Source organism: Bacillus sp. RCC_6_1, from assembly GCF_041360755.1.
GTDB lineage: Bacteria > Bacillota > Bacilli > Bacillales > Bacillaceae_G > Bacillus_A > Bacillus_A cereus.
Genome location: NZ_JBFUPV010000004.1, coordinates 1 through 23,376, shown reverse-complemented (window position 1 = coordinate 23,376; position 23,376 = coordinate 1). Strand labels below are relative to the sequence as shown.

The following is a 23,376-nucleotide window of genomic DNA, read 5'->3' as shown; positions in this document are numbered from 1 at the left end:
GGGCTTCTTTATATGGGACAAAAGATTGCTACTTTTTTCGTATATTGGTAAAATAAGTTCTTGGGTCTTACTTATTGTTATCGGTATAATGTTTGTCGCTTGAATGAAAGAAATTAGTTACAAAAATTTCGCACTATGTAAAGGGGTACAGCAACGATCCCTTTTTTGGAGGCACCTTAAACATAAAGCGAGAGAAGAGGCTATATGAACGATTCTCCTATCTTGTTTAAATATTAAACGAGTTATTGCAATTGGAATAGGTATATCAAACTAGTCGACATCCTGATGGATCATCTTTTTCTAGTAACCTATCACTTCTGATGGAATCGATAGATTGCTAGAAAGCGGAAAACAATTATTAGTATATTCCGAAGCAGGTGTAACAGAGTGTCCTTCCATAATTAAGGGTAAAACCAAAATACGTTGTTTTAAAGAATGATTTGTTAGAACTGGTTATAAGGAATAAAACAGAAAAGAGGATCACATGTTAGATACTTTACAGAGAAGTAAAAAGTTTTTTTTAGTATGTCTTATTTTTTTAGTGCTTTTAACCGCTTGTGGTAATACAGATGTTAAGACGTCTAAAGCTTCATTACCACCGGCTGAATCCAATATAGATACATCGTTAAAAGCACCGAATTGGGTAGATAAAAGTCCTATCCAACAGTCTCCTAATTTTACGGAAGACAAAAAAGTACAATCGGTTGTGAATTTAATAGCTACGGGTGATAATTTATATCATGACGCAGTAATTAAAGATGGCAAACAAAAAGACGGTTCATATGATTATAATTATATTTATGAAAATATCAAAAAAGCTGTTAAATCAAGTGATCTTGCTATAGTGAACCAGGAGACTCCGATTGCCGGAAATAATTTAAAAGTACAGGGATATCCGACTTTCAATACACCTGAAGAAGTAGGCCAATCTTTAGTGGACACTGGATTCAATATAGTGACGCAAGCGACAAATCACGCTATGGATATGGGTATTAAAGGTGTTGCGAATACAAGAGAATACTGGAAGAAATATCCGGATGTTATCCCGGTAGGTATTAATGAGAGTAAAAACGAGCGTAATGAAATAAAAACGATTACAAAAAATGGTATTCGTTTTGCGTTACTAAATTATACATATGGTACGAATGGAATTAAAATTCCAGCTGATAAGTCTTGGGCTTTAAATTTAATTGATAAAAAAGCGATACAAAATGATGTGGAAAAGGCAAAGAGTAGCTCTGATATGGTGATTGTTATGGTGCATTGGGGAGTAGAATATACCTCAACACCTTCAAAGCAACAAAAAGAAGTTGCTCAATATTTAACAGATTTAGGTGTAGATGTAGTAATTGGAAATCATCCACATGTAATTCAACCAATTGAGTGGAAACAAAATAAAGATGGACATGAAACGCTAATCTATTATTCTCTTGGAAATCTTATTTCTGCGCAAGAAAAATTAGAAACATTAGTTGGAGGATTATCTTATGTACAATTTGTTAAGTATGAAGATAAGACTTTTGGTATACGACAAGCGGCAATCGTACCGACAGTAACCGACTATGCCGATGGTAAGAAACAATTTAAAATTCAATTTTTAAAAGATTATTCGGATGAAAATTCTAAAAAACATGGAATTAAAAAATTTGTCGGTCCCGTTTCTTTGAAGGATTTCAAGGAGATTCCTAGAGACGTGTTGGGAAATTGGTATAAAGACTAATAAACAAAAAGGGAATGAGATACAATTAAAAAATTTATAATTTTAGCATTGGTATTAGCAATGGGATGGAGTCTTGCTGCTTGTAGTGGAAAGCAAACATCTCAGGCAACTACTAATAATAACGATAAAAATAAAAATGAAATACATGCGAAGAAAAAAGATGTTTTACCTATCTCTGATGTTAATGATTGGAGAATTATCCTTGTAAATAGAGAGCATATGTTATCAAAGGAACTAGGAATTGAATTAACAAGTATCACCCAAAATGCGAAGCCAAATATGAAAATAGATAGTAGAATTGCAACTTCCTATCAGGATATGGTAGCAGCTGCAAAAAAAGAGGGAATCAATCTTTATTTAAGATCAGGTTATCGAGCTATAAAATTACAACAAACTTATTATGATGCTTCAGTTAAAAGCTATAAATCTCAAGGCTTGTCGGATAAAGAGGCTAGTGCTAAGGCATTGGAATATCTTCAGTATCCTGGTGCAAGTGAACATCATACTGGATTAGCGTTAGACATTATTTCAGTTGAATGGCAAAATACTGTAGAAGATTTAAATGCAAAATTTGAAACTACCGATGCATTCAAATGGTTAGATAAGAATGCTGCAGAATATGGGTTTACTCTCCGCTATCCAAAAGATAAAGAGAATATTACTGGCATTAAGTATGAGCCATGGCACTATCGTTATGTAGGAAAAGAAGTTGCCGTTTATCTAAAAGAAAAAGGGTTAACTTTAGAAGAATATAACGAAAAAATTAAGTCTGGTAAGTAAAAATATGCTTTAATTTTATTAAACATTATGCACTGCTACAAGAAAAGGTGAATCTGAGGATGTGTTAACATTCCACCTAGTATTGTAAAAACTGAGTATGATAATTTGAGCACGTACGAACCAGTTATCGTGTAAAAAGATGTATGTATTAAGAAATTAAAGTTAAGGATCTGATATTCATATCAGATCCTTTTTCTATCGTTCTTTTAAGAGCGACTGAGCCAAAATATTGGAATGAATATAGAAACAAAACAGCCCAAGGAATAGTAAAACGAGTCCGGGAGCCTACTCGTACGCTTCATTGGGATTATCCAGAAATAGTTGTTTATGAAATAAGAAAGAACTGGTCTTACTCTCAAGCAAGGATTTAATACGAATGAATTGGATAAAAGGTAATAAATACATAGTCATATTGATTAAAGTTTCACTTTATTGAAGAAAAATGCGAAAGCCATTCATAAAATATGGAAATGTTAAAATCCCTTTGATAAAATAGCAATATGTAAAAATAATTATTTGTTAATTCTTAATGTAATGAATATTCATGTTTAAATATACGAATTTAACTACATAGTTATTGTGCTAAAGGGGGAGAAAGATGTTAGATGAATTGTACAATGCTTTTTTAAATGCGTCTGGTTTTACAGAAAGTGCGAGGAAACGAGATCGGTATGATGATTTACATGATTATTTAAAAGATAAAGAAAGAGAGTTAAAGCAATTCATTCAAGATGCTGAATCAGCGAAGAGAGATTATGAGAGTAAAAGTAATGGTTTAGAAGCTAATAAAATTCCGGCAGTTGAATTTGAACAAAAACGTCATGAAAAGGATGAAGAATTACATACATTAGTATCCTATTTTAAAAGTGCATTAAGCGATGTTGGATCTGCAAAAAGTACAGCTTATGCAAAGTATTTGGAATATAAAGCGAAAGCAGAATCGGAGAAAGCGTCAGCATACGCTGCAGCGACCAAGGCTTTTGAAGAAAAGAAAAAGGAATTTGAAAAACTTATCCATTAAGCATACAAAGAATGGAGGGAACCAACATGAGTGGTAAAGAGGTTGAAATTATAGGAAGTAACACTGCAAGTGCCATTTCTTACGCACAAAACATTGAAAATGGTATGAAGGATTCTTTAAACCAAGCGAAAGACTTAAAAGCATATGTCACAGGTGCGAAATGGAATGGAAAAACGAGAGATGCATTTTTAAGTTATCTTGATTTGATCATTCAATATAATTCAGAAATGGTAGAGGCATTTGAAGGACATACGAAAGCTTTGAAAGAGTTAGATAAAAGCATTCAAACGTACGGAGATAAATCGGAAGTAAGGGAGATAAAACAACTGTGATGGAGAAACGAGGGATAAAAGAATGGGGAAAGAAATGAGTTTTGCACCTGCTGAATTATATGTTCTCGCAGGTGCAGCTGGGGTTACCGATATATTTGGATTGCCAAACCGTGACGCAATTATTTTACTTGATGCAGAATGTGTCACGAAAGCAACTACGAGTTTAAAAGAAAAAGGCCTACTTACAAGTGAAAATGGAATTACCCCTGCAGCTTTTCAAATAATTGAACTATTAAAGGAATATGAAAATTGTCATGAATACACGAGAATGAATAATGTATTAATTGGCTTTTTAAAAGAGGATAAAGACCGAGTGGCTGTATTAACAGAAATAGAACCAAATAAAAAATACGAGATCGACTACATACCAAAACCGGACGTATATTTTTCATTATTAACACGCATTCCTTTCTTATTGAGAGAACCGAGGGAAATAGAAGATACATTTTTCTCAAAGAGAATGACAGAGGCAGAACAACAAACATTTGAGGAAAAAGATTTATCAAATAAAGACGTTATAGCGATAGAAACGTATACGAGGCCTCGAAGTAATAGAGGAGGAAAATGGGAATGTTTCTTATATTTTACTGAAGGAGAAGATTTCGTTCAAATAGATGTAGATCGTAATCGATATGACTGGGTGAGCCTCTATGCGGTTAATAAGAAATTGTATGACGTGTTAAAAATGCCATATAAAAAGTTAATTGACCCGAGACAATTCTCGTTAGGAGGTATTCAATAATGCAAGTATCAATGGGAGATAGTGGTTCTGGTGGTGGAGAAGAAGTATTAGTTAATTTTCAAGAACTACTTGATATAGTAATGAAGTTAGAAAATATATATAAAATCCATGTAGACGTCATTGGAACGAATATTGAGAGTTTATTAAGCTGTGATTTTTATCAAAAAGGTGAAGCGATGAGAGTAATTGAAAAATATCCTGATATATTACACAAAACACTAGAATTGGCTGAACACTATTCTAGGTCAGCGACAGTTGTAGGAAATGTATGTGTAGAAATGCTTGAAAAGGACGAACAATTACGTGAAATATTAAGTAAGTTGTAGAAATCACCATACGGCTGGGGGGATGAAAACGAGATGGATGTGAAATATAGACCTGAACCATGGCAAAACATGGGGGATGGTATGAATCGAATTACAAAAGATGCACTCATAAAATTACGGGAAGCAAATGAATCATTAAAAAGAATTGATGGAAGAATACGAGATTTAGACTCGGATGGTAGTATACATTTTAATCCTAAAGATCAATCGCAAAAAATCGGGGAATTACTTGATAGCTATTCGACATTACAAAAATATTGCGGAGAAGCAGGGCGATTAGTCTCTGAACATATAGATAAACCTTTTTTAGTAGAAATGGATAAATTTGCTCAAAAAATGAGAGATACATCTATTCTCAGTTTTGAAACAAATAACCGAATTGGCTCTACAACAACGACAGTATTACCAGGTGCGCATGCAGGCTACGGAAGTGTACCACAAACAATACAGAAGAAGAAAGATAAAATAACAGTAGAAGATATTTTTAGAGATTCACCTGCATTTGATAACGTACTGAGAGGGGAATACAAAGAACTAAAAAAACAAAATCCAGATGCAAAACTAAATTATGAAGAATATAAGAAAGTAGTCCCATCCACACGAGGATTTGAATACAAATCGATAGAAGATGAACAGAAAAAACTAGAAATGGTGCGAGACATAGGAATAGGCGTAGGAATCATCATCACAACAATCCTTTGTCCACCACTCGGGGCCGCTGCCGCAGTAGTATACGGAGGTGTACAAATAAAAAGCGGTATCGACGGAGAAGACTGGGGAACACATAGGAAATTGAGCCAAGAAGAGCGGGTAGGAAACATCATTTTTGGCGGATTAGATGCAATCCCAGTTGTTGGAGCAGTAGGAAAAGGAGTAAAAGCATTCAAAGGGACGAGTGAATTAGCTGATTTAGCCAAATTATTAAAATTCAAAGAAGGAATGCCTGGTTTTAATCCAAATTTGGGTAAAAATGTGGTACAATCGCTTAAGGAAAATAATCTATTAAAAAATTTAAAAATACAAGGTTGGAAAACCGTAGATAAGATTAATGATGCGGACTACTTCATTAAAGGTCTAGTGGCAAAAGGTGTGGACTCCGTAACCCCATTCGCTAAAGGTGTAGAAATAATGCCAGATGGAAGTGTCGCTAGAACTGGAACGAACTATAGCGGGAAATTCCAAGAAGCACATGATGTCTCAAAGGCGAGTATTCAGAGTAGGATCTCGAATTTGGAGAGTGGTGGGGTTAAGGGTACGGGTAATAGTCGAATAGATTATTTACGTAATAAATATGGAAAATTTACTTCGAAAGAATTGAATTATAGGATTAACTTACGCGGCGAAACACTTAAGGAATTGCAAAAGTTAAAGGATACGGGGATAAGTAAGAAAAAAATTGGTCCAGCCTTTGCTGGAGTGTATGATAAAACAACTGGTAAAATCTATTATGCGATAAATGACTACGATGGAATATTGCCCGATTTCCATCCTTTAATAAAGTCAAGATATGATTCTATGCCACAAGAAGTTATTGATTCATATACATTTACAAAAGGTGCAGGTTCACACGCTGAAGTAATTGCCTTGAATAAAGCATTAAAGGCTAATCCAAGTGCTGGTTTGGATAATTTTGTTATCAATGTAATTCGTACGGGTCAAAATAGAACAAAACCAGCTGGAATGATGTTTCTAAGGTGTCCTCATTGTGCTTATCTTACAGATGAATTTGAAATAATCACGGAGGTTTCAAAAAATGTTAAATGATATATTAACGAAGGAATATATAATACAGAACGGCCTAGAGTTTGAGGAGTACTTAGAATACGGAGGGCCTTATGATTTAGGAATAGTAGAGTATACTGATGATGGAAAAGAAAAATTATTTACTGGATTAGCTTACGATATTTATGAAAATGGGAATATAGAAAGTTATTTCTACGTAGAAAATGGTGTTAAACAAGGAAAATATGTGGAATTTTATCCGAGTGGTAATATAAAAAGGATAGGAAATATGAATAAAAACTCGGCAGAAGGCTACCAGGTTGAATTCTTTGAAAACAGGGCTAAAAAGTATGAGTCTGAATGTATTGCCGGACGTGAGATGACTTTTAAAAAGTATGATGAACAAGGGAATATTATAGAACAAAAAACAGAACCAAGTGAATCAGATTTATTATATGCTAAAAAATTCAGTAGGGAGCCAAAAGTATAATAAAGTAAATACTATACAAAATCAGTTGAAATGTTGAGTTGTAATTCATCAAATGAAGTATGGTTAGAAGACATACAGGAGGTATGCACTAAATTTGGTATGAAAGTGGAGAGGGAAATATGAAGAGAAATTTAAATGCGGCGATATGTTTATGTTGCGCTGAGTGGGATCAACAAGAATATATAAAAAAACAAAATCTTGAATCAACCAAAGAGAATTTACTATTTATTGAAAAAAATTTACGCTGTGATTGCAATGGATAATTCTAAATTAAAACCTTTAATAGAGGAATTTAAAAATGAGCAGCGTGCATTCTTACCAAAAGTACAACTTAGAAATACCTTTGAATTAGAAGAAATACGATTTGTTGCAGGAGTAGATTTAGCGTATTGGGAATTAAATGGTAAAACGTATGGTACATGCTGTATTGTAGTCATTGATTTTAGTACACATGAAGTTGTTGAAAAAGTGTACAGTTATGGAGAAATAACAATTCCGTATATTTCAGGTTTTCTTGCTTTTCGTGAGTTGCCTTTAATTAAAGCTGCAGCAAAAAAACTAACTAAGCAACCAGATATCTATATGTTTGATGGGAATGGTTATTTGCATTATCGACACATGGGTATTGCAACACATGCTTCTTTCTATTTAAATAAACCAACAATTGGTGTAGCGAAAAGTTATTTAAAGATTAAAGGTGTAGATTTTACTATGCCTGAAAATCAAGAGGGATCGTATACGGATATTATCATTAATAATGAAATATATGGTCGAGCTTTAAGAACAACCAAAAGTGTAAAACCCATTTTTATTTCATGTGGTAACTGGATTGATTTAGAGACAAGTACTGAAATTGTCATGAGGCTTATTAATAAAGAAAGTCGGTTACCCATACCTGTTAGATTAGCAGATTTAGAGACACATATAATGAGAAAAAAACTATGGGAAAATTATAAGTTATAGAGCTAAAACCTTGATAAGTTGAATACTTATCAAGGTTTTTATGTAACTGCTTTAAATAGAGTATTACGTGCAAGGATAGAATAGAAAAAGAAGTACGAGCTTAGGCGAGATGACATTTTACTGTGGGATGAATATAAACGCATGGAATGTATATTAAATTAACGAACTCGTACAAACTCGTAAGTTTTTAGAGAGTATTTGTTATGAAGTATAAAAAGTTTCATATTGTTACTACAAAATTTATAAATTTATGCTGCTTAAAAACAAATGAACTTAAAGCGCTTGATTGTCTACGAAAGACAACAAGCGCTTTTTTATTTCTATTAAAAACTTTTTATTTGAATTCAAGGATCAGATGATAAAAAGGTATTTACAATTGATTACAGTTCGAGAATGTAGTTTTATTGAAAATAGAAATTTTCTTTTAGTAGTTCAACGAAAGAAAGTAGTTAAACTAACGAACTCGTACAAACTCGTAAGTTTTAACTTAGTACTTGTTACCACATATAAACGGTGTCATACTGTTACTACAAAACTTACAAATTTATGCTGCTTAAAAACAGATGAAACTTAAAGCACTTGATTGTCTATTTGAGGCAACAAGTGCTTTTTTGTGTTTTAGCGTAGAAATAATGTGGTACAATCGCCTAGGGAAAATAAGACTTTAAAGAATGCACTAGATGCTATGAAAAATACTCCTATTCCAGTAACGGTTAGGATGGTGGATACTGGAATAGGAGTGAAGCTTCCTTCAACTGTTGGAGAAGTAACTGGAAAGTTTTCAAAGGCAAGTACGGTAACTAAGGATGACGCTTATCAACTTGCTCATGGGCATAGTAAATTAGAAGGAAGTAATAAAACTAGCGGAGTGGGTAATAATAGCTCGCGTACTGACGAAATTGGAATCGAATTTAAACGTAATCGGAAACATAATGAAGATGAGTTTATACGACAATTAAAAAACCAAGAAGATGGACTGGGAAAATTGACAGTTTATGAGTTTATTTAGAATCGGAACCAATTTTTAAAATATGGGAGATCAAAACAAGCAAATTCAGCTCAAAGATTAACACGAAAACAAGCTGTGCAAGATAAAATTGATGAATTTATGGAAGAAGGTTTTTCATTTAGGGAAGCAGAAGAGCAAGCTTTAAAGTGGATAAAGGATAAAGCTGCATTACATGACCCAGATCAAATTGCGGGTGGAAATCCATTAAAAATAACTGGCATGGGTGATTCTAGAATTAATTCATCAATAGGTTCGCAGTGGAAAAGCAGGATTGGTAATGTGGATAAGGAAATTAGACGAGTTGCTGACACCTTATCAGAGGAAGAAAAAAATTGACATATCTTAATGTTAGATTGAAATCGGAGTAGGGGGATACTATGGAAAATATAAATGATTTTATATCTTTCGAAAAACCATCAACAGAGGTTATTGAAAAGTATACAGGGAAAGTTCCAGATCAAATAATAGATTTATGGAAATGCTATGGGTTTGGGAGTATGTTAAATGGATACTTAAGAGCAATAAACCCAGAAAAATATTTAGATATATTAAAGGAAAGTTATATCCGTTATGAAGAAGCTATCCCAATTTTTACAACAGGTATGGGAGATATTCTTGTGTGGGAAAATAACTATTTATTATTACTTAAGTATCGAAAAGGTACGGTAGATGTAGTAGCTGGAAAATTCAAGTTTTTCTTTAAAAATACGAAAGATGATTATTTTTTAGAGAAAGTATTGGATTGGAAGCATTATCAGCAGGCATTAAATAAATACGGAAAGCTTGAAATAGATGAATGTTTTGGTTACACACCTTTACTTGCACTAGGTGGACCAGAAAAAGTAGAAAACTTACAAAAAGTCAAACTTATCGAGCATGTTTATTTAATTACTCAATTTATGGGGCCGATAGAATAATGAAAGAAGAAACTGGAAGGTGGATTAATCCTCTTTCAGTTTTTTTATTTAAAAGGCTATTAATGTAAATGAAGCTTTAAAAGATACGATTGAGTTAATGTTATAATATAGAAATGTGGTAACGAGAAACTTGGATTAAATTTATAAAAAGTAATTTTTTATGAATTAAGGCTAACATAAATTCCTAGTATTATATAATTGAAATTAAACTAGCAAAAGGTGCGGACTCCGTAACCCCATTCGTTAAAGGTGTAGAAATACTGCCAGATGGAAGTGTCGTTAGAACTGGAACGAACTATAGCGGGAAATTCCAAGAAGCTCATGATGCCTCAAAGGCGAGTATTCAGAGTAGGATCTCGAATATGGAGAGTGGTGGGGGGAGACCCCAGATTAGAATATTTGAGAGGGAAATATGATGAATTAACTTCTGAACAGCCCCATGCTGATATTAATGAAAGGGCTGGTATTACATTTCCGCAAAGGTCCACTAGGAGTCAACTTAAAAATGGAGGTTATATTGTTGAAGATGTTGACTTGTATAAAAAAATGAGTCCAAATAAGAATCGTGCTCTAGGTTTTCGGAATACAAAAAATGATGGATTGGTACAAGCGCATTACGCAATACAAGATGAATGGGCTAAGATATGGGCTAAACAAGCGGTAATAATTATAGCAGTCGACAAGCACCATCAATATTACTCAAATCTACCTCTGGTGAACCACATGCTATAATATTCGTTCTTCAAAGAGCTAGAAGAAGGAATGAAGGTTTTAGTACGGGTATAATATACGAATTTAATATTAGCTATAAAGAAATGATTGAAGTGGATGTAGATTTTAAAGTAGCAAAAAAAGTAATGTGAGAAGCATATAGATATTTTGATGGATTAGGAGGATTTAAATGATAAATGTTGAAAAATTGTCAACTTACGAATTATATTCTTCAGTTGATGAAAATGAAATTAAAAAAATTGAAGAGGAAATGGGATTAATACTCCCTAATGTTTATAAACAATTACTAAAGCATACAAATGGCTTTGTATCCGATAATGGAGTCGTTATATTTGGAGTGGATATAATAGATGAAAGGAATAAAATATATGAAGTCCATGAATATGCAAAGGGTTATGTTGCTGTAGGAAGTAATGGTGGAGGCAAAATACTGTTAATGACTGCAAATGAAAACGCAACAGAGTTAGTACAAGTTGATTCGGGGATTATGTATCCGAATTATGCAACCACAGTAAGTGAGAATTTTATACAGTGGATAAATGACGGAGCGATAGGTATTGACTGTGTGGACGAAGAACAGGAAGTGTTTAAGGAAAAACTGTGTAATCTTATATTGGTAAGTCCACCAGTAGGAGGGGCTATGGATTTAAAGAAAATACAAGAGGTATTTATCATCAAAAAGGGATTGTTTGACTTATTAAAAGGATCAAAACAATTACCATTCGTGTTAATGAAAGACATACCTGTTGAGTTGGCTTTAAAAAACATAGAACTGTTAGGCGAATTAGGGGATATATTGAAAATATCTAGTACTGATTAACTGATTTTAGGGCTTAAAATAGAGGGTATTTGAATTAAGAACCGTTTAATACAATTATTAATTCAAAATAATATTGTTGAAAAATTGCTATTGGTTCCGTGTATGTCTTATATAATCAATAAATTAAACTCTTAGAAAATATTATTTGAATTTAGAGTGCTTGATTGCCGACTAAAGGCAATGAGTGCTTTTTTATTAGATAGACATGGATCATCAAGTACCTGATAAAATGCAGTTAGTAGTGTCTAAAACGCATAAAGTTAACCATTTAGGTGGAAATGCATTATGGGGGATGGAATCGGATGAGTAAGGTACAATGGAGATCACCAGATGAACCTATTATACGAGAAGATGTAAAGAATGTTGAACAGGAATTGAACATTAATTTTCCTTTAGATTATATAGAATGTGTGATGAATAATAATGGAGCGCATGTTAGTCCAGAGGTGTTTGAAGTTGAAGGGAAAAGAAAGGTTTTTGGAACGTTATTAAGTTACGATATGGAAGATGATGAAAATATTATAGAAGTATTTGATGATTACAAGGATACACTACCAGCAGAATTAGTTCCTTTTGCTTTTGACCCAGCGGGAAATTTAATATGTTTTGACTATAAAAATGACAAAAATAACCCTGTTGTGGTATTTTGGGAATATGAAAATGCTGGTGAAAAAGAAATGTTGATGCGAGAAGAAGGATTAACAGAAGAACAAGTGGAAGAACGTGCAAGAGAGAATGTATTTTACATTGCAGATGCATTTACTGATTTTTTAAATAAATTACATGATTAAAAAAATAAAGTTTATGTGAAGTGGATAGAAAAAATAATAGGGTGTTTGAAAATTGATACTCCATGATGATTGTACCATCATGGAGTACTGTGGTGTGCAATGATAGAATAGAAAACGAAATACGAGCTTAGGCGAGATGACATTTTACTGGTTCACGAATATAAACACATGGAATGTATATTAAACTAACGAACTCATACAAACTCGTAAGTGTTAACATAGTCGTTGTCACGACATATAAATGGTGTCATACTGTTACTACAAAATTTATAAATTTATGCTACTTAAAAATAGATGAACTTAAAGCACTCGATTGTCGATTAAAGGCAACGAGTGTTTTTTTGCGTATTAGCGTAGAAATTTAACAGAGCACTATAATTTTATTATGTAAACTTTTTACATGATTTTTTATACAACTAAAGAGAAGCAAAATGTTCACTATTGCTTTCATTTTTGTTATAAAAATTCTACAATAGAAGACAGAACGTATATTTGGTATAATCAAAATATACTATATGAAATGATGTACATGAGTTTGAAATTCATGTAATGAGGTAAGCAATACATAACAATAGCTAATATTTAAAGTTCTTGTACCTATAGAATTCAATTCATGTTATATAAATCAATTGTTAGAAAGGAACAGGTGTAATGAATCAAATTTCATTTGAAGATTTATTTGAAGAAGAAAAAGAAAAGGTGGAGGTAGCTGAGGTATGTAAGGTACCAGCCCCTTTATCACCATTACAAAAAGATATTTTAGAATTAATTGATTCTGAAGAAATAAGTGCGCTTGAGCTATGTGAACGATTAATACGATCTGGTAAAATACCCGATGAAAGATTCACTACGAATAAGCCTAAAGCATATGGACAAGTATGTTTACTATTAGAAGGTTTTGTTACAGAAGGAAAACTTATTTTTATCAAAGATGATGAGAAAAGAGATAGGGTATATAAATTGAAAGAAGAAGTTTGAGATGTATAGTGGGAGATGAATGATTGGTTCCCTTTAACTTGCAGCTCCGTTAGTCTAGTAATGTCCACAAAAAAGGTGTCAATCTCTCCTACATTGACACCTTCATACTTTTAACACCTTACATACTTACGCTTAAAACCAAGTCTTCCTCTATCAAGTTCTTTCTGAATACTTTCAGAAGCATTTAACAAACTGCTTTTTTTATTATCACGTTTGACTTCAACTATACCAACTTCTTTTGCAATCTCGACTGCTTTTTCGTGTAGTGGTACATATGAAATTGCCACGGTGTTTAGGAAATTATTCATAGCGGATTTTGTTCGTTCTGGAGAATGATGAATTGTATCTTTCACCATTTCAAGCATATCGGAAATTTGACTTTCGGAAAACTCATTGTCTTTGCGATTTCCTAAAAGCCAACAGTAGCAACTCCATCCGGCAGACATTTTAAGCTCGTCCCCACTTGCAATCCATTTATCAGCAACATCTTGTGCAATATTTGACTCCGATAAAGTTACTGCCACTACATAATCAGATAGCATATAAAAATATGCCCCGTCTATCCAGCAATCAAAATCAGACTCACTCATAGCTTTTGGATCGGCAATAATACCTGCAAAGTACATAGCATCGTAGTTACCTGTGGCATAAAGCTCTTCAGCTAACTCTTGATTTAATTTTATTTTTTTAGCGATTGGTTTCATAGCACCTGTAGCTACTCCGAATACTGGCTCATGCGCACCGTTAGATATGTATATTTTTTTCGTTCGTTCCTTACCTAGAGCCTCAAGTTCTTGCATAACTGTTTTAAAATCCATAGTTGTGCAACTTCCTTTCTTCATGTGAAAGCCTTTTTAAGCTTTTCGTATTTCTTATGTTAATACTAATTGTATTCAAGAGGTATGTCTACTTTCTAAAAGTATCGAAACTTGGTTTGAATTTTAGATGAAATAAAGAGCTAATTAAAAGGGTGGTATAATATAGAAAAAGTGAATGATGAAAATTAAATAGGAGGTATTCAATTGGAAATAAAATTGAATCGATTATATAGAGAGATAGCGGAAACGGTTCATGCCATGATTCCAGAAGAATGGGAGAAATTTTATTTTTATGCACAAATATCAGAAGTTGGAGGGGGAACTTACTTTTTCTATAACAACTTCAGAAATAAAGAAAATTATAAGTATAGTGTAGAAATTCCTTTTAAATACGAAGTTAATGAAGAGGAGTTTGAAAGGAAAGAAGATTCTTTATATAAATTGAGTAAGGAATTAAGAGATGTTTTTAAAGATAATCAGCAAGAGCTTTGGTACTCTTTTACAATGTCTCTGGAACATAGTGGGGAATTTAACATGCATTTCGATTATACCAATTGGCTCGAAACAGAATATAGTTTTAGTGATCAAATGATTATTTGGAAACATAAATACTTAGGTGAAGTACCAATTAATGAAAATGATAAAGCGTTAATTAATAAGTATGATAATGAATTTCCGAATAACCCCATTTAACTAAATGGAAAGAAGAAATGTTTTTTATAAAAATTATGTGTTTTAAAGTAGTCGGTAAGTTATAAAATTGGTTCTGCAAGATAAAAAATAAAGGAGAACTACAATGGAAGTACATGGAATGGTTTCAATATGGTTAGGTAATATGAAAACGCAAGATCAGTTAGATGCATATATCGATGTTACATATGATGAAGAAGGAGATGCTATACCAGCGAGTTTTTTTGTTGATTTTAATATTGATATGATTGATGTAGATGAGGATTTTATTGAAAAGGAAGTGTTAGAAGAAGCGAGTGATGACATTTCTATGTTATTAACGGGATGTTCATATGATGATAAAATATTATCTCGAATTAACGAAGTAGTTAAATTAAAGAAATCCTACAATTCTATCATATTAATTTATAATTTTCAGTATGACAATTCGGTTAGTAATTTTGAAGCTTTTGATTTTGTGACTGCTACAAGCTATCTATAGTTAGAAGCAAAGTATAGTAGAATAAAAAATACATTTGTATAGTTTTTCCAGTGAATATTTGGTATGATGGTGAATGGGAAAAATATACAAGCTGTTAGTGGTTCATAAAAGGGGGATTGAATTGAAAAGAACACCTGAATTCGTATTAGGTTTAATTGGTGGCATTTTGTGAATTATTATTTCCATAATATTAATAGTTGTAGCGTTTAATATTATGGAAGGGGTTGATTACGAACTTTTAGCTTATTACTCTATTATTTTAACGGTTCAAATAGGGTTGTTCATTTTATCGTGTTTAGTAAACAAGGTTAATAATAAAGTTTATGGAGTTTGTATGATTGTGATTCCTATAGTTATGTTGTTTATGTCATTATTCTTTTTACTTATTCCGACAATTTTACAAATTATATCTGGTTCATTTGCATTTAGGACATTAAAGTTAGAATCGAATGTAAGCTAAATATAATTATTAACGTCTGAATATTCGGTTTTTTAAACATTTTCGTTTGCAGTTCAAATTAACATAAAGTACAAAGTTGTACGCTTTAGGAGGAGAAATAGATGATTATTTGGTCTGGTTGGGGTTTTTTAGTCGCAATTATTGTAATTATTAATACTCTTTTGGGTAAGGCTATCTTTGGATCTATAACGGGGGACGCTACATATTTTCAAGACCATAGTTGGCCAATGGCGGTAATGTTTATTATATCAGGGGTTATGTCTTGGTATTTAGGTAAATATATTAATAAGCCAGATGGGAAAGTTTATATAGATGCCGAAACTGGTGAAAAAGTTATGTTTAACAAAAAGCACTCATTATTTTTTATAAAAATGGAATATTGGGGACCGATTCTAGGAGTTATTGCGATTGTAACTTTAATTACAAGATAAAAAAAGAGGATGGGTATAGCAAGAGTAATTTATTCAAGTAGAAGGAGAAATCAGTCATGAATGCAAAGAAACTACTAGGGGTAGCAGTTCCGGTCATGTTGTTATTTGGTTGTGGAGTTTCTGAGAAAACGAACACTTCTAAACAGGAGAAAACGGAAGAGTCTAAAGTAAAAGAATCGAAGTCTAATAGTAAGAAAGAAAAAGTTTCAAAGGAAGACTATCCTAATAAAGTGTATAAATTAGGAGTAGAGTTTGATAAGTTGTTTGCGGAGCATAACAATATTACAAGAGAGGTTTTTGACGGTAAGAAAAAGAAATCAGATATAGTAGATAGTGTGAAAGAATTAAATAAAGTGTTAGATAAATTTGAGTCAATAGATCCCCCTACAGAGTATGTAAACCAACAAAAAGATTTTGAAAAAGCAATTAGTTATTTTAGAGAGTCTTTTTCTTTAATAAATGAAGTATTCACCAGAAAAGAAAAAAGAGAAAAAGGTGATAAGACTGATAAAGAGTTAATAGAGAAATCTGAAAAGCTAGTGAAAGAAGGAGATATTTACTGGCTTAAGGCATTCAAAAATCTTGAAGGGGATATTAAAATCGGTGACGGTACAGTATCAATGAAAGATTTGAAAGAGTTAGATAAGAAAGCTGGAATTAATACAGATAACGTTATGAAGAATGTGAAGGATGGTACGGAATTAATCGGTAATTGGGGATTCCAAGGAACAGACGGTTTCAATATGTCACTCATTTTAAAAGGTGATAAGACATTTGAAACGTATGGTAAAGGTGAGTATCCAAATAAAAAGAATTATATTGAAGGAACTTGGGAATATGATAAGGAAGCTTTTACAATCTATTTACATCTCAATAAACGTTTAGTAGACGGTGTAGAAGATACAATTCAAAAAAAGAAAATAGCATATAAAGTTCAAGATTATGATGGGGAAAACTTGCAATTATTTAATGAGACGTCATTTAATACAATTAAGTATGTGAAGCAAAGTTAAAGTTATGTAGGACTAGGTTTAAATGGCCTGGTCCTTCATTAAAGTGCGAGTATGTAAATAATATGTTATCTTTCGTTCTGTTTACTTAGTATCATGTTATTCTTTAATAGAGTAATAAATGGAGTTTTGCATTAAATATATGAGGTTGGTTACAAATGATAAAAAAATTTACTAGATTAGTATTAATAGTGGTTATCCCAATCAGTCTTATTACAGGTTGTGGGGCTGCTGAAAAAACTGAAGCACAAAAGCCGAAAGCGGTACAAACGGAGAAAAAGGACTATATGGATTACTCATATGGTAGCAAAGGTATATTAGTAAGTGGCAAAGCGAAAGAACGGCAACAATACGAGATTGGATATATGGATGATAATAAGTTAATTGGGATTGACGAAAATATTGAAGACTGCATTATTTTAGATAATAAAGATGAAGCAGGTCTCATTTGGAAACAAATAGAGCGTGGATCTATTATTGAAGTGCAATACGGTAAGGATCGCAATGATATCGTAGGCGTGCAATTCGTAGGAGATCGTGAGTCATATGAAATTAGTGATAAGTTTGATCGGAATACGATAAATGAGATTGTTGAAAACGTTAAAGGGAATTTGTAATAGATGTATTTCGATAGTATAGGATCTCTTATTATGAAATTGTATGCCAGTTATTTGTCTAAGTTTAAATTGATTATTTTGACGGTATTTGTAATTAGTTGTAAAATAATGTTTGTTGACGAATTTTATAAAAAGTATGTTAGATGAAATTCATCTGTAGGGATGACATATAAATATTTTCTTAATGGGTATAAAATAAAATAATTAAAATATATAAATAAAAAGAAAATATAATAGAAGTACATAGTAGATTCATATTTTTAAAAATTAATGTGACAATAAAGGGAGGTTGAGATACATACACGGTGGGAGTGTGTATGTATTTATTATAATAATGAATAAGACAATCAAACAACAAGTAATCGCACTATCAACAAGTCTAGTGATTTTAGGGAGCGTACCTTTGTCAGCATCAGCAGAAGAGATAAACAACTCTCAAACTGATCAACTTAATATTGCCCAAGGAGAACACGGAACGAGCGGATTAAATTATTCTAATTTCAAGTTGGAAGTTCCTAATCATGTACAAATTAACGAAGCAGAAGTATCTGAAAATGAAAAAATGCTTTTAGAAGAATATAAGCATAAACATGATGAAACAGAAGAATTAAACAAAATGCAAAATGCTAAGAAGGGACAAGTAGCAGAAAAGGAAGCTATTTCAAACATTGAAAAGGCATTTGAATCTGTAGATGGTCGAAATGATGGATCTGATCGTCAAATGAAACCTGTTGCAAAGCCAAGAGGTATTCAATATAGTGCACAGAGTACGAAGAAATATGGAACACTTGCAGGAGTTCCATTTGTGGAGTGGATTGTTCCAGCAGGAAATCCTGATATTCGTCCTGCAAATCCGATGAAAGCACGTTACATTACAATTCATGAGACCGCAAATACAGCCGCTGGTGCTAATGCTGAAAATCATGCGAAATATTTATACAAGCAAGCAACTGAAGGCACTTTCCGAACAGCTTCATGGCATTTTACTGTAGACGATAAACAAATTTATCAACACTTACCAACAAACGAAAATGGTTGGCATGCAGGAGATGGAGATGGATCAGGAAACAGGGAGTCTATCGGTATCGAGATCGCGGTTAACCAAGATGGTGATTACAATAAAGCTTTAGAAAATGCAAAACGACTTGCAGGTTATTTAATGAACAAAGAAGGAATTGGTGCAGATCATATTTACAAGCATCAACAATGGAGCGGGAAAAAATGTCCTGACATTTTAATTTCACGTGGTAATTGGGCTGGTTTCGTACAAGGAATTCAGTGGTATGCAAATATAAATGCGCAGATTGATACGCCTTTACAAGATAAAAATGACTCATTTAATCCAAATGAAAATAATCCAGCTGAACCTAGCATGGAACTAGTGGTAAATGGTAGTGGCATCAATGTACGTAGTGATGCGGGTATTGAACATCGTGTTGTACGTAAAGCTTCAACCGGAGATCGTTACAAAGTATTAGCGGTTAAAAATGGTTGGTATAAAGTAGGTAATGGGGAATGGATTTTCTATGACCCAAGCTGGATTAAAATTAACTACAATGTACCAAAGGAAGAAGTACAAAAGCCTAAGGAAGAAGTACAAAAACCAAAAGATGATATTACAGGTGGCTGGTTTGAAGAGCATATTCGTAAATTAAACAGTCTAGGTATTATGCAAGGCGAAGGTAATGGTGTATTTGCGCCATATCGAAATGTAACGAGAGCGGAGTTTGCGAAATTAATCTCGAATGCTCTTAAACTACCAGAGGGAAATAAGTCATTTGTAGATATTAATGAGGCACATCCATCACTTCATGACGGTATTAAACGTTGTGCAAGTGTAGGAATTATTAATGGTCGTGGTGGAGGGATTTTTGATCCTAACTCACCAATTACTCGTGAAGAAGTATCTATTATGATTGACAAAGCATTACGATATAAAGGAATTACAGGTGAGTTAGTAGCATTACCATTTACAGATAAGCATTTAATAACATACAAAGAATCGGTTCAACGATTATACAGTCTAAAGGTAGTTAATGGTATTGGAAATAATGAGTTTGATCCCCGAGGTACAGCAACTCGTGGTCAGGCAGCTGCCTTTATTGTGAAGATGTTAGATTCAATGCAAAAATAAAAGGAAACTTTAATCAGTGAGGGCCACTCGCACTGCAATCGAGCAGTTTATTCACCGAATTTTGAAATGAGAGTTTTACTGTCCGCAAATAGCAGAATAAATGGTATGTAGAAGCTGACATTGGTAGAAGTAAAAAATAAGAAGAATTTGAAAGGAGCTATCCAAAATAATAATTTGGAATAGCTCCTATTTAGTAGGAAGAACAAATTGTATTTCATAGATTGTAATGTAGAATGCCCTTCCAAGCCCCTTCCAAGCCCCTTATAAGCCCCTACCAAGTAATAAATCACTAAGAAAAAACAAAAACAAAAACAAAAACAAGAACAAAACAAGCGCGAAAAAATGAAACCGGCGTTGTAGTAGTAAAAAAATTGTAATTCGAATGCCAAAACCATTCCCGTATGCCTATCTTTATAATGAAGGATTAAAATTTTCCTATTTACTAGCAAAGAGTGGAGGGAAACATATGGCGGTATACCGTAATGTGCAGGTGAACTTTTGGCAAGATGAATTCATATTAGATTTAACGCCAGAGGAACGTTATTTTTACATATATTTGTTAACTGGTACGAAAACAAAGCAATGTGGTATTTACATATTACCGAAGCGTGTGGCAGAGCTTGAAACAGGTTATAGTATGGAGACTGTTGAGAAGTTGCTAAACAGGTTTGTTGAGTATGGAAAGATTTTATATGATACGGAAACGAAAGAGGTATTCATAATAAATTGGTTACACTATAACCCTATTTCAAATACGAATGTGGAGAAGTGCGTATTACGTGAGTTAAAGACTATAAAAAGTAATGAGTTCATACATATATTTTTACGTAAATGCCTTGAAGAAGAATACAAGATTCCATTATTATTGCAGCATTTTGGTATGCCAAAAGAAGAGGATAATAGTAGTTCACAAGTAGTTATTGAAGAGAAAGAAGAAGCGGAAGAGATAGAGGTGGAAACCATAGAAAAGGACGTTCCAAATAGTGAAGTTTATAAGTTTTATGAACAAAATATTAGTAGTTTATCCCCATATATTGTGAAGGAATTGAAGAATTGGATACAAAGACTTTCTGGAGAGAAAGTGTTAGAGGCACTTAAAATTGCGTTTGAAAATAATAAGAAAACGTTAGCTTATGTGAAGGGGATTTTGAGGAATTGGTGTAGTGAAAAATTAAAGGATTTTAGTGGGGAGAAGTGCGTAATGGGAAGTTTAGAGAGAAGGAAATGTATTTTGAGTAGTGTATTTTAATTTACATTAACCTGACATAGAATGTATGTTCGTTTTTGTGGGATTTATGCTATACTACCATTAAATAAGGGTATTTTATAATAGATAAAAAGATGCGGGGGGTACAAAGTTTGACTACTAGTACATCTGAGTTGTTTCAATATATTAATATGACAGAAGAACAGAAACAATTATCACAACGATATTTACAGACAAAAGAAGAAGAGATTTTAAAAGATATTCAACTAACGACAATTCGTGATCAAAAAAGAAGCGATTTTGCGGAGCGATTTATAAACGATTTTAGGAAAGTGCATAAACAAGATCCGGATTTTTTTCGATTATTTTACCATATACTCGAGGAGCAATTATTAAATGTTCTTGTAGTCCGTTTTGCGCATGTCAGTTTTTCTAAAATGAAGATTTATTTAGAAAAAAGTGCACTTCCTTTGGACAAACTTGTAGCAATCGCATGTAAATATTTATCCAGTATTTCAAGTTATGTGAATGAAGCAGATGTTTTTCTTAGAGAGTTAACAAGAGAGAATCCGAACTATATAGAGGGACAATTACATACTTTACCAACTAACCAGCAAGTAACATTACTTCTTGTAATGTTTGATGTAGATTATGAAAAGTTTCGTACATATAGTTCTTTATTGAATGAGAGGTTAGAAGAACATACAGAATTTATATTGAAACTGCTAGGGGAAAAGGAAAAGGTTGAAGCAGTTAAACGGTATTTAAAAGGTAAAGATGATAGTGAAGTATTTATAGGTGGGAATTTACTGGAACATATTTGGCGGCTATTATTTTGTGTTCATAAATATTCGAATGTTGCGAGGCGATATATTGAAATATTGGCGAAGAAAAATGTTTGGGGTTTTATAAACTATGCAACACGTTATATGTGTCACACTCTCGGTCAGTCTCAAAACTACAAAAAAAATGGTAGTGTAAATAGAGAAACATATGAAGAAATTCAAAGTTTTTGTACACAGTTTTGGATTTCTAAGGAACGATTTTTTGCGCATCGTCTAAGGCAACATGATTTGAATAGTGAGGATTTTTGTAAGACGTATGAATATGAATTGCTATGCTTTATGTTGGAGGAAAATCCTGAATTTATTCAATGTACTTTGCAATATGTAAGTAGAATGAATTATCTCATCGTCGCACGAACGCTAGCTGAAAAAGGATATGAGCTAAATAGAGGGAAAATGCGAGAAGAATTTTTTGTTGCTGCTTTGCAAATTAAATTGTCTACAGTGCGGAATACATATCGTGATTATTTACTAGGGAAATTGTCACTTGAGGATATGGAGCAAATACTTAAAAATCCGAAATATAGAAGTATGTATTGGGGTATGCCGGTGTTAGAGGTTGCGCTTCTTTGGGATATAGATGATGTAGCGAAGAGGGAAGCTGTACTTACACTACAGTTTGGAGATGAAGATAGTGTTAATTTATACGAACTTCTTTACGAATGTTCTGTCAGAGGAGTAAAACCGAAACAAGTATTAGAAGATCTGCTTTCGTATGGGTTAAGTAAGGAAAAGCTTATCGCTTATGCAGTTGAAGAAGCTGCATGCTACAGTGAAGAGCGAAATAAGGCGAAGGAAGCGCTTGTTTGTGTAATTGTAAAAGAACAAGCGTACATCATTGAACGATTTGATGAGTATTCTGCTGTGGCCAAAGCATATATTTTAGAAGAGTTAGCAAAGGATAACATGATTAAAATACGTCCAATTTTAATTAAAAGCTTAGGAGATTCATCTAAAAAAATGCGTGAGTCTGTAGTTAAACTGCTTTCAAAAGATGTAGAAGCTGCAGCAGATGTAGCAGTTGAACTTCATAATAAAAAGAAAATTGTTCGTGAAAATGTGATGAAAATACTTATAGAGTATAAGCTTGAAAAATATACGAAACTTGTACAGGAAGCTTTGCAAGAAAGTAAAAATGAATCTTTCGCAGGAAAATTCTCGTTTTTATTTCAAACGGAGGAAGAAAAGATAGAAGAGCTATGTGCACGTATTTTAACTGAACAAACAAGAAATTCACTTCTGCAATTGATTGGGGGTGAGCCACATCGCTATCAAGCTAAGAAAATACAACGTCAATTATAGTAGAGGTTGTTTTTTTTTTTGTGTAGGGAATTTAAAGA

General features: G+C 32.9%; 23 protein-coding genes and 3 pseudogenes. 25 read left to right on the top strand and 1 reads right to left on the bottom strand.

Going from position 1 to position 23,376, the window contains the following annotated elements; genetic code table 11:
- Positions 1–484 precede the first annotated feature (484 nt).
- From AB6801_RS14445 to AB6801_RS14370, 16 genes and pseudogenes are all read left to right on the top strand, one after another.
- On the top strand, positions 485–1,720 hold the full coding sequence (locus AB6801_RS14445) for a CapA family protein (protein WP_000887599.1): 1,236 nt from the start codon (positions 485–487) through the stop codon (positions 1,718–1,720).
- 48 nt (positions 1,721–1,768) lie between these two features.
- On the top strand, positions 1,769–2,500 hold the full coding sequence (locus AB6801_RS14440) for a M15 family metallopeptidase (protein ID WP_000241986.1): 732 nt from the start codon (positions 1,769–1,771) through the stop codon (positions 2,498–2,500).
- Positions 2,501–3,098: 598 nt separating this feature from the next.
- Positions 3,099–3,521, top strand: coding sequence for a hypothetical protein (locus tag AB6801_RS14435; RefSeq protein ID WP_000883455.1), 423 nt, complete (start codon positions 3,099–3,101; stop codon positions 3,519–3,521).
- A gap of 26 nt (positions 3,522–3,547) precedes the next feature.
- Positions 3,548–3,853 (top strand): WXG100 family type VII secretion target, encoded by a 306-nt coding sequence (locus tag AB6801_RS14430; RefSeq protein ID WP_000014537.1) that lies wholly within the window; start codon positions 3,548–3,550, stop codon positions 3,851–3,853.
- 22 nt (positions 3,854–3,875) lie between these two features.
- Positions 3,876–4,595 carry a DUF5081 family protein gene (locus AB6801_RS14425; protein WP_000514121.1) on the top strand — a complete coding sequence of 240 codons (720 nt, stop codon included), beginning with the start codon at positions 3,876–3,878 and terminating at the stop codon, positions 4,593–4,595.
- Positions 4,595–4,921: a hypothetical protein gene (locus AB6801_RS14420; RefSeq protein ID WP_001198201.1), complete on the top strand. Its 327-nt coding sequence runs from the start codon at positions 4,595–4,597 to the stop codon at positions 4,919–4,921. The genes AB6801_RS14425 and AB6801_RS14420 overlap by 1 nt, the downstream gene beginning before the upstream one ends.
- 33 nt (positions 4,922–4,954) lie before the next feature.
- The gene (locus AB6801_RS14415; RefSeq protein ID WP_097999261.1) at positions 4,955–6,685 is read left to right on the top strand and encodes a YwqJ-related putative deaminase; all 1,731 of its coding nucleotides are present in this window, start codon (positions 4,955–4,957) and stop codon (positions 6,683–6,685) included.
- Positions 6,675–7,133 (top strand): toxin-antitoxin system YwqK family antitoxin, encoded by a 459-nt coding sequence (locus AB6801_RS14410; protein WP_000930862.1) that lies wholly within the window; start codon positions 6,675–6,677, stop codon positions 7,131–7,133. Before AB6801_RS14415 ends, AB6801_RS14410 begins: the two co-directional genes overlap by 11 nt.
- A 119-nt stretch (positions 7,134–7,252) precedes the next feature.
- Positions 7,253–7,396, top strand: coding sequence for a hypothetical protein (locus AB6801_RS14405; protein WP_000828062.1), 144 nt, complete (start codon positions 7,253–7,255; stop codon positions 7,394–7,396).
- Positions 7,389–8,096, top strand: coding sequence for an endonuclease V (locus tag AB6801_RS14400; protein ID WP_015382421.1), 708 nt, complete (start codon positions 7,389–7,391; stop codon positions 8,094–8,096). Before AB6801_RS14405 ends, AB6801_RS14400 begins: the two co-directional genes overlap by 8 nt.
- Before the next feature lie 631 nt (positions 8,097–8,727).
- Positions 8,728–9,473, top strand: a pseudogene (locus AB6801_RS14395) (polymorphic toxin type 15 domain-containing protein); the annotation flags it as partial.
- Between the two features lie 9 nt (positions 9,474–9,482).
- Complete coding sequence (locus AB6801_RS14390; protein WP_000427866.1) at positions 9,483–10,022, top strand: T6SS immunity protein Tdi1 domain-containing protein; 540 nt, start codon at positions 9,483–9,485, stop codon at positions 10,020–10,022.
- A gap of 267 nt (positions 10,023–10,289) precedes the next feature.
- Positions 10,290–10,885 (top strand): annotated as a pseudogene (locus AB6801_RS14385) (hypothetical protein).
- Positions 10,886–10,923: 38 nt separating this feature from the next.
- On the top strand, positions 10,924–11,574 hold the full coding sequence (locus AB6801_RS14380; protein ID WP_097999263.1) for an SMI1/KNR4 family protein: 651 nt from the start codon (positions 10,924–10,926) through the stop codon (positions 11,572–11,574).
- Positions 11,575–11,876: 302 nt separating this feature from the next.
- Positions 11,877–12,365 (top strand): SMI1/KNR4 family protein, encoded by a 489-nt coding sequence (locus AB6801_RS14375; protein WP_097999264.1) that lies wholly within the window; start codon positions 11,877–11,879, stop codon positions 12,363–12,365.
- A gap of 651 nt (positions 12,366–13,016) precedes the next feature.
- Positions 13,017–13,343 carry a DUF3895 domain-containing protein gene (locus tag AB6801_RS14370; protein ID WP_001071909.1) on the top strand — a complete coding sequence of 109 codons (327 nt, stop codon included), beginning with the start codon at positions 13,017–13,019 and terminating at the stop codon, positions 13,341–13,343.
- 110 nt (positions 13,344–13,453) lie between these two features.
- Here AB6801_RS14370 and AB6801_RS14365 read toward each other — a convergent pair whose 3' ends face one another.
- Positions 13,454–14,161: a DNA alkylation repair protein gene (locus AB6801_RS14365; RefSeq protein WP_097999265.1), complete on the bottom strand. Its 708-nt coding sequence runs from the start codon at positions 14,159–14,161 to the stop codon at positions 13,454–13,456.
- Between the two features lie 204 nt (positions 14,162–14,365).
- On the opposite strand from AB6801_RS14365, the gene AB6801_RS14360 reads away from it, so the two are divergent.
- From AB6801_RS14360 to AB6801_RS14320, 9 genes and pseudogenes are all read left to right on the top strand, one after another.
- A complete protein-coding gene (locus tag AB6801_RS14360) occupies positions 14,366–14,854 on the top strand; it encodes an antitoxin YezG family protein (protein WP_065703662.1) in 489 nt (162 codons plus the stop codon).
- A gap of 103 nt (positions 14,855–14,957) precedes the next feature.
- The gene (locus AB6801_RS14355) at positions 14,958–15,332 is read left to right on the top strand and encodes an immunity 22 family protein (protein ID WP_000451798.1); all 375 of its coding nucleotides are present in this window, start codon (positions 14,958–14,960) and stop codon (positions 15,330–15,332) included.
- A 172-nt stretch (positions 15,333–15,504) separates the two neighbouring features.
- Entirely contained in the window at positions 15,505–15,792 is a 288-nt protein-coding gene (locus tag AB6801_RS14350) for a hypothetical protein (protein WP_255261999.1), read from the top strand.
- Between the two features lie 101 nt (positions 15,793–15,893).
- Entirely contained in the window at positions 15,894–16,223 is a 330-nt protein-coding gene (locus AB6801_RS14345) for a hypothetical protein (RefSeq protein ID WP_000587853.1), read from the top strand.
- Between the two features lie 56 nt (positions 16,224–16,279).
- Positions 16,280–17,236: a DUF3994 domain-containing protein gene (locus tag AB6801_RS14340; protein ID WP_097999266.1), complete on the top strand. Its 957-nt coding sequence runs from the start codon at positions 16,280–16,282 to the stop codon at positions 17,234–17,236.
- Between the two features lie 155 nt (positions 17,237–17,391).
- Positions 17,392–17,850 (top strand): hypothetical protein, encoded by a 459-nt coding sequence (locus tag AB6801_RS14335; protein ID WP_000591634.1) that lies wholly within the window; start codon positions 17,392–17,394, stop codon positions 17,848–17,850.
- A gap of 334 nt (positions 17,851–18,184) precedes the next feature.
- Positions 18,185–19,984 (top strand): S-layer homology domain-containing protein, encoded by a 1,800-nt coding sequence (locus tag AB6801_RS14330; protein ID WP_097855648.1) that lies wholly within the window; start codon positions 18,185–18,187, stop codon positions 19,982–19,984.
- 466 nt (positions 19,985–20,450) lie between these two features.
- On the top strand, positions 20,451–21,233 hold the full coding sequence (locus AB6801_RS14325; RefSeq protein WP_097999267.1) for a DnaD domain-containing protein: 783 nt from the start codon (positions 20,451–20,453) through the stop codon (positions 21,231–21,233).
- A gap of 110 nt (positions 21,234–21,343) precedes the next feature.
- A pseudogene (locus tag AB6801_RS14320) lies at positions 21,344–23,299 on the top strand (DUF4132 domain-containing protein); the annotation flags it as partial.
- Positions 23,300–23,376: the final 77 nt, after the last annotated feature.

Bases quoted from the DNA above. Each gene is read 5' to 3' on its own strand.
- AB6801_RS14375 (WP_097999264.1), top strand. From the start codon at position 11,877: ATGAGTAAGGTACAATGGAGATCACCAGATGAACCTATTATACGAGAA.
- AB6801_RS14380 (WP_097999263.1), top strand. From the start codon at position 10,924: ATGATAAATGTTGAAAAATTGTCAACTTACGAATTATATTCTTCAGTT.
- AB6801_RS14410 (WP_000930862.1), top strand. From the start codon at position 6,675: ATGTTAAATGATATATTAACGAAGGAATATATAATACAGAACGGCCTA.
- AB6801_RS14425 (WP_000514121.1), top strand. From the start codon at position 3,876: ATGGGGAAAGAAATGAGTTTTGCACCTGCTGAATTATATGTTCTCGCA.
- AB6801_RS14415 (WP_097999261.1), top strand. From the start codon at position 4,955: ATGGATGTGAAATATAGACCTGAACCATGGCAAAACATGGGGGATGGT.
- AB6801_RS14330 (WP_097855648.1), top strand. From the start codon at position 18,185: ATGAATAAGACAATCAAACAACAAGTAATCGCACTATCAACAAGTCTA.
- AB6801_RS14365 (WP_097999265.1), bottom strand. From the start codon at position 14,161: ATGGATTTTAAAACAGTTATGCAAGAACTTGAGGCTCTAGGTAAGGAA.
- AB6801_RS14390 (WP_000427866.1), top strand. From the start codon at position 9,483: ATGGAAAATATAAATGATTTTATATCTTTCGAAAAACCATCAACAGAG.
- AB6801_RS14400 (WP_015382421.1), top strand. From the start codon at position 7,389: ATGGATAATTCTAAATTAAAACCTTTAATAGAGGAATTTAAAAATGAG.
- AB6801_RS14420 (WP_001198201.1), top strand. From the start codon at position 4,595: ATGCAAGTATCAATGGGAGATAGTGGTTCTGGTGGTGGAGAAGAAGTA.
- AB6801_RS14370 (WP_001071909.1), top strand. From the start codon at position 13,017: ATGAATCAAATTTCATTTGAAGATTTATTTGAAGAAGAAAAAGAAAAG.
- AB6801_RS14430 (WP_000014537.1), top strand. From the start codon at position 3,548: ATGAGTGGTAAAGAGGTTGAAATTATAGGAAGTAACACTGCAAGTGCC.
- AB6801_RS14355 (WP_000451798.1), top strand. From the start codon at position 14,958: ATGGAAGTACATGGAATGGTTTCAATATGGTTAGGTAATATGAAAACG.
- AB6801_RS14445 (WP_000887599.1), top strand. From the start codon at position 485: ATGTTAGATACTTTACAGAGAAGTAAAAAGTTTTTTTTAGTATGTCTT.
- AB6801_RS14335 (WP_000591634.1), top strand. From the start codon at position 17,392: ATGATAAAAAAATTTACTAGATTAGTATTAATAGTGGTTATCCCAATC.
- AB6801_RS14340 (WP_097999266.1), top strand. From the start codon at position 16,280: ATGAATGCAAAGAAACTACTAGGGGTAGCAGTTCCGGTCATGTTGTTA.
- AB6801_RS14325 (WP_097999267.1), top strand. From the start codon at position 20,451: ATGGCGGTATACCGTAATGTGCAGGTGAACTTTTGGCAAGATGAATTC.
- AB6801_RS14405 (WP_000828062.1), top strand. From the start codon at position 7,253: ATGAAGAGAAATTTAAATGCGGCGATATGTTTATGTTGCGCTGAGTGG.
- AB6801_RS14435 (WP_000883455.1), top strand. From the start codon at position 3,099: ATGTTAGATGAATTGTACAATGCTTTTTTAAATGCGTCTGGTTTTACA.
- AB6801_RS14345 (WP_000587853.1), top strand. From the start codon at position 15,894: ATGATTATTTGGTCTGGTTGGGGTTTTTTAGTCGCAATTATTGTAATT.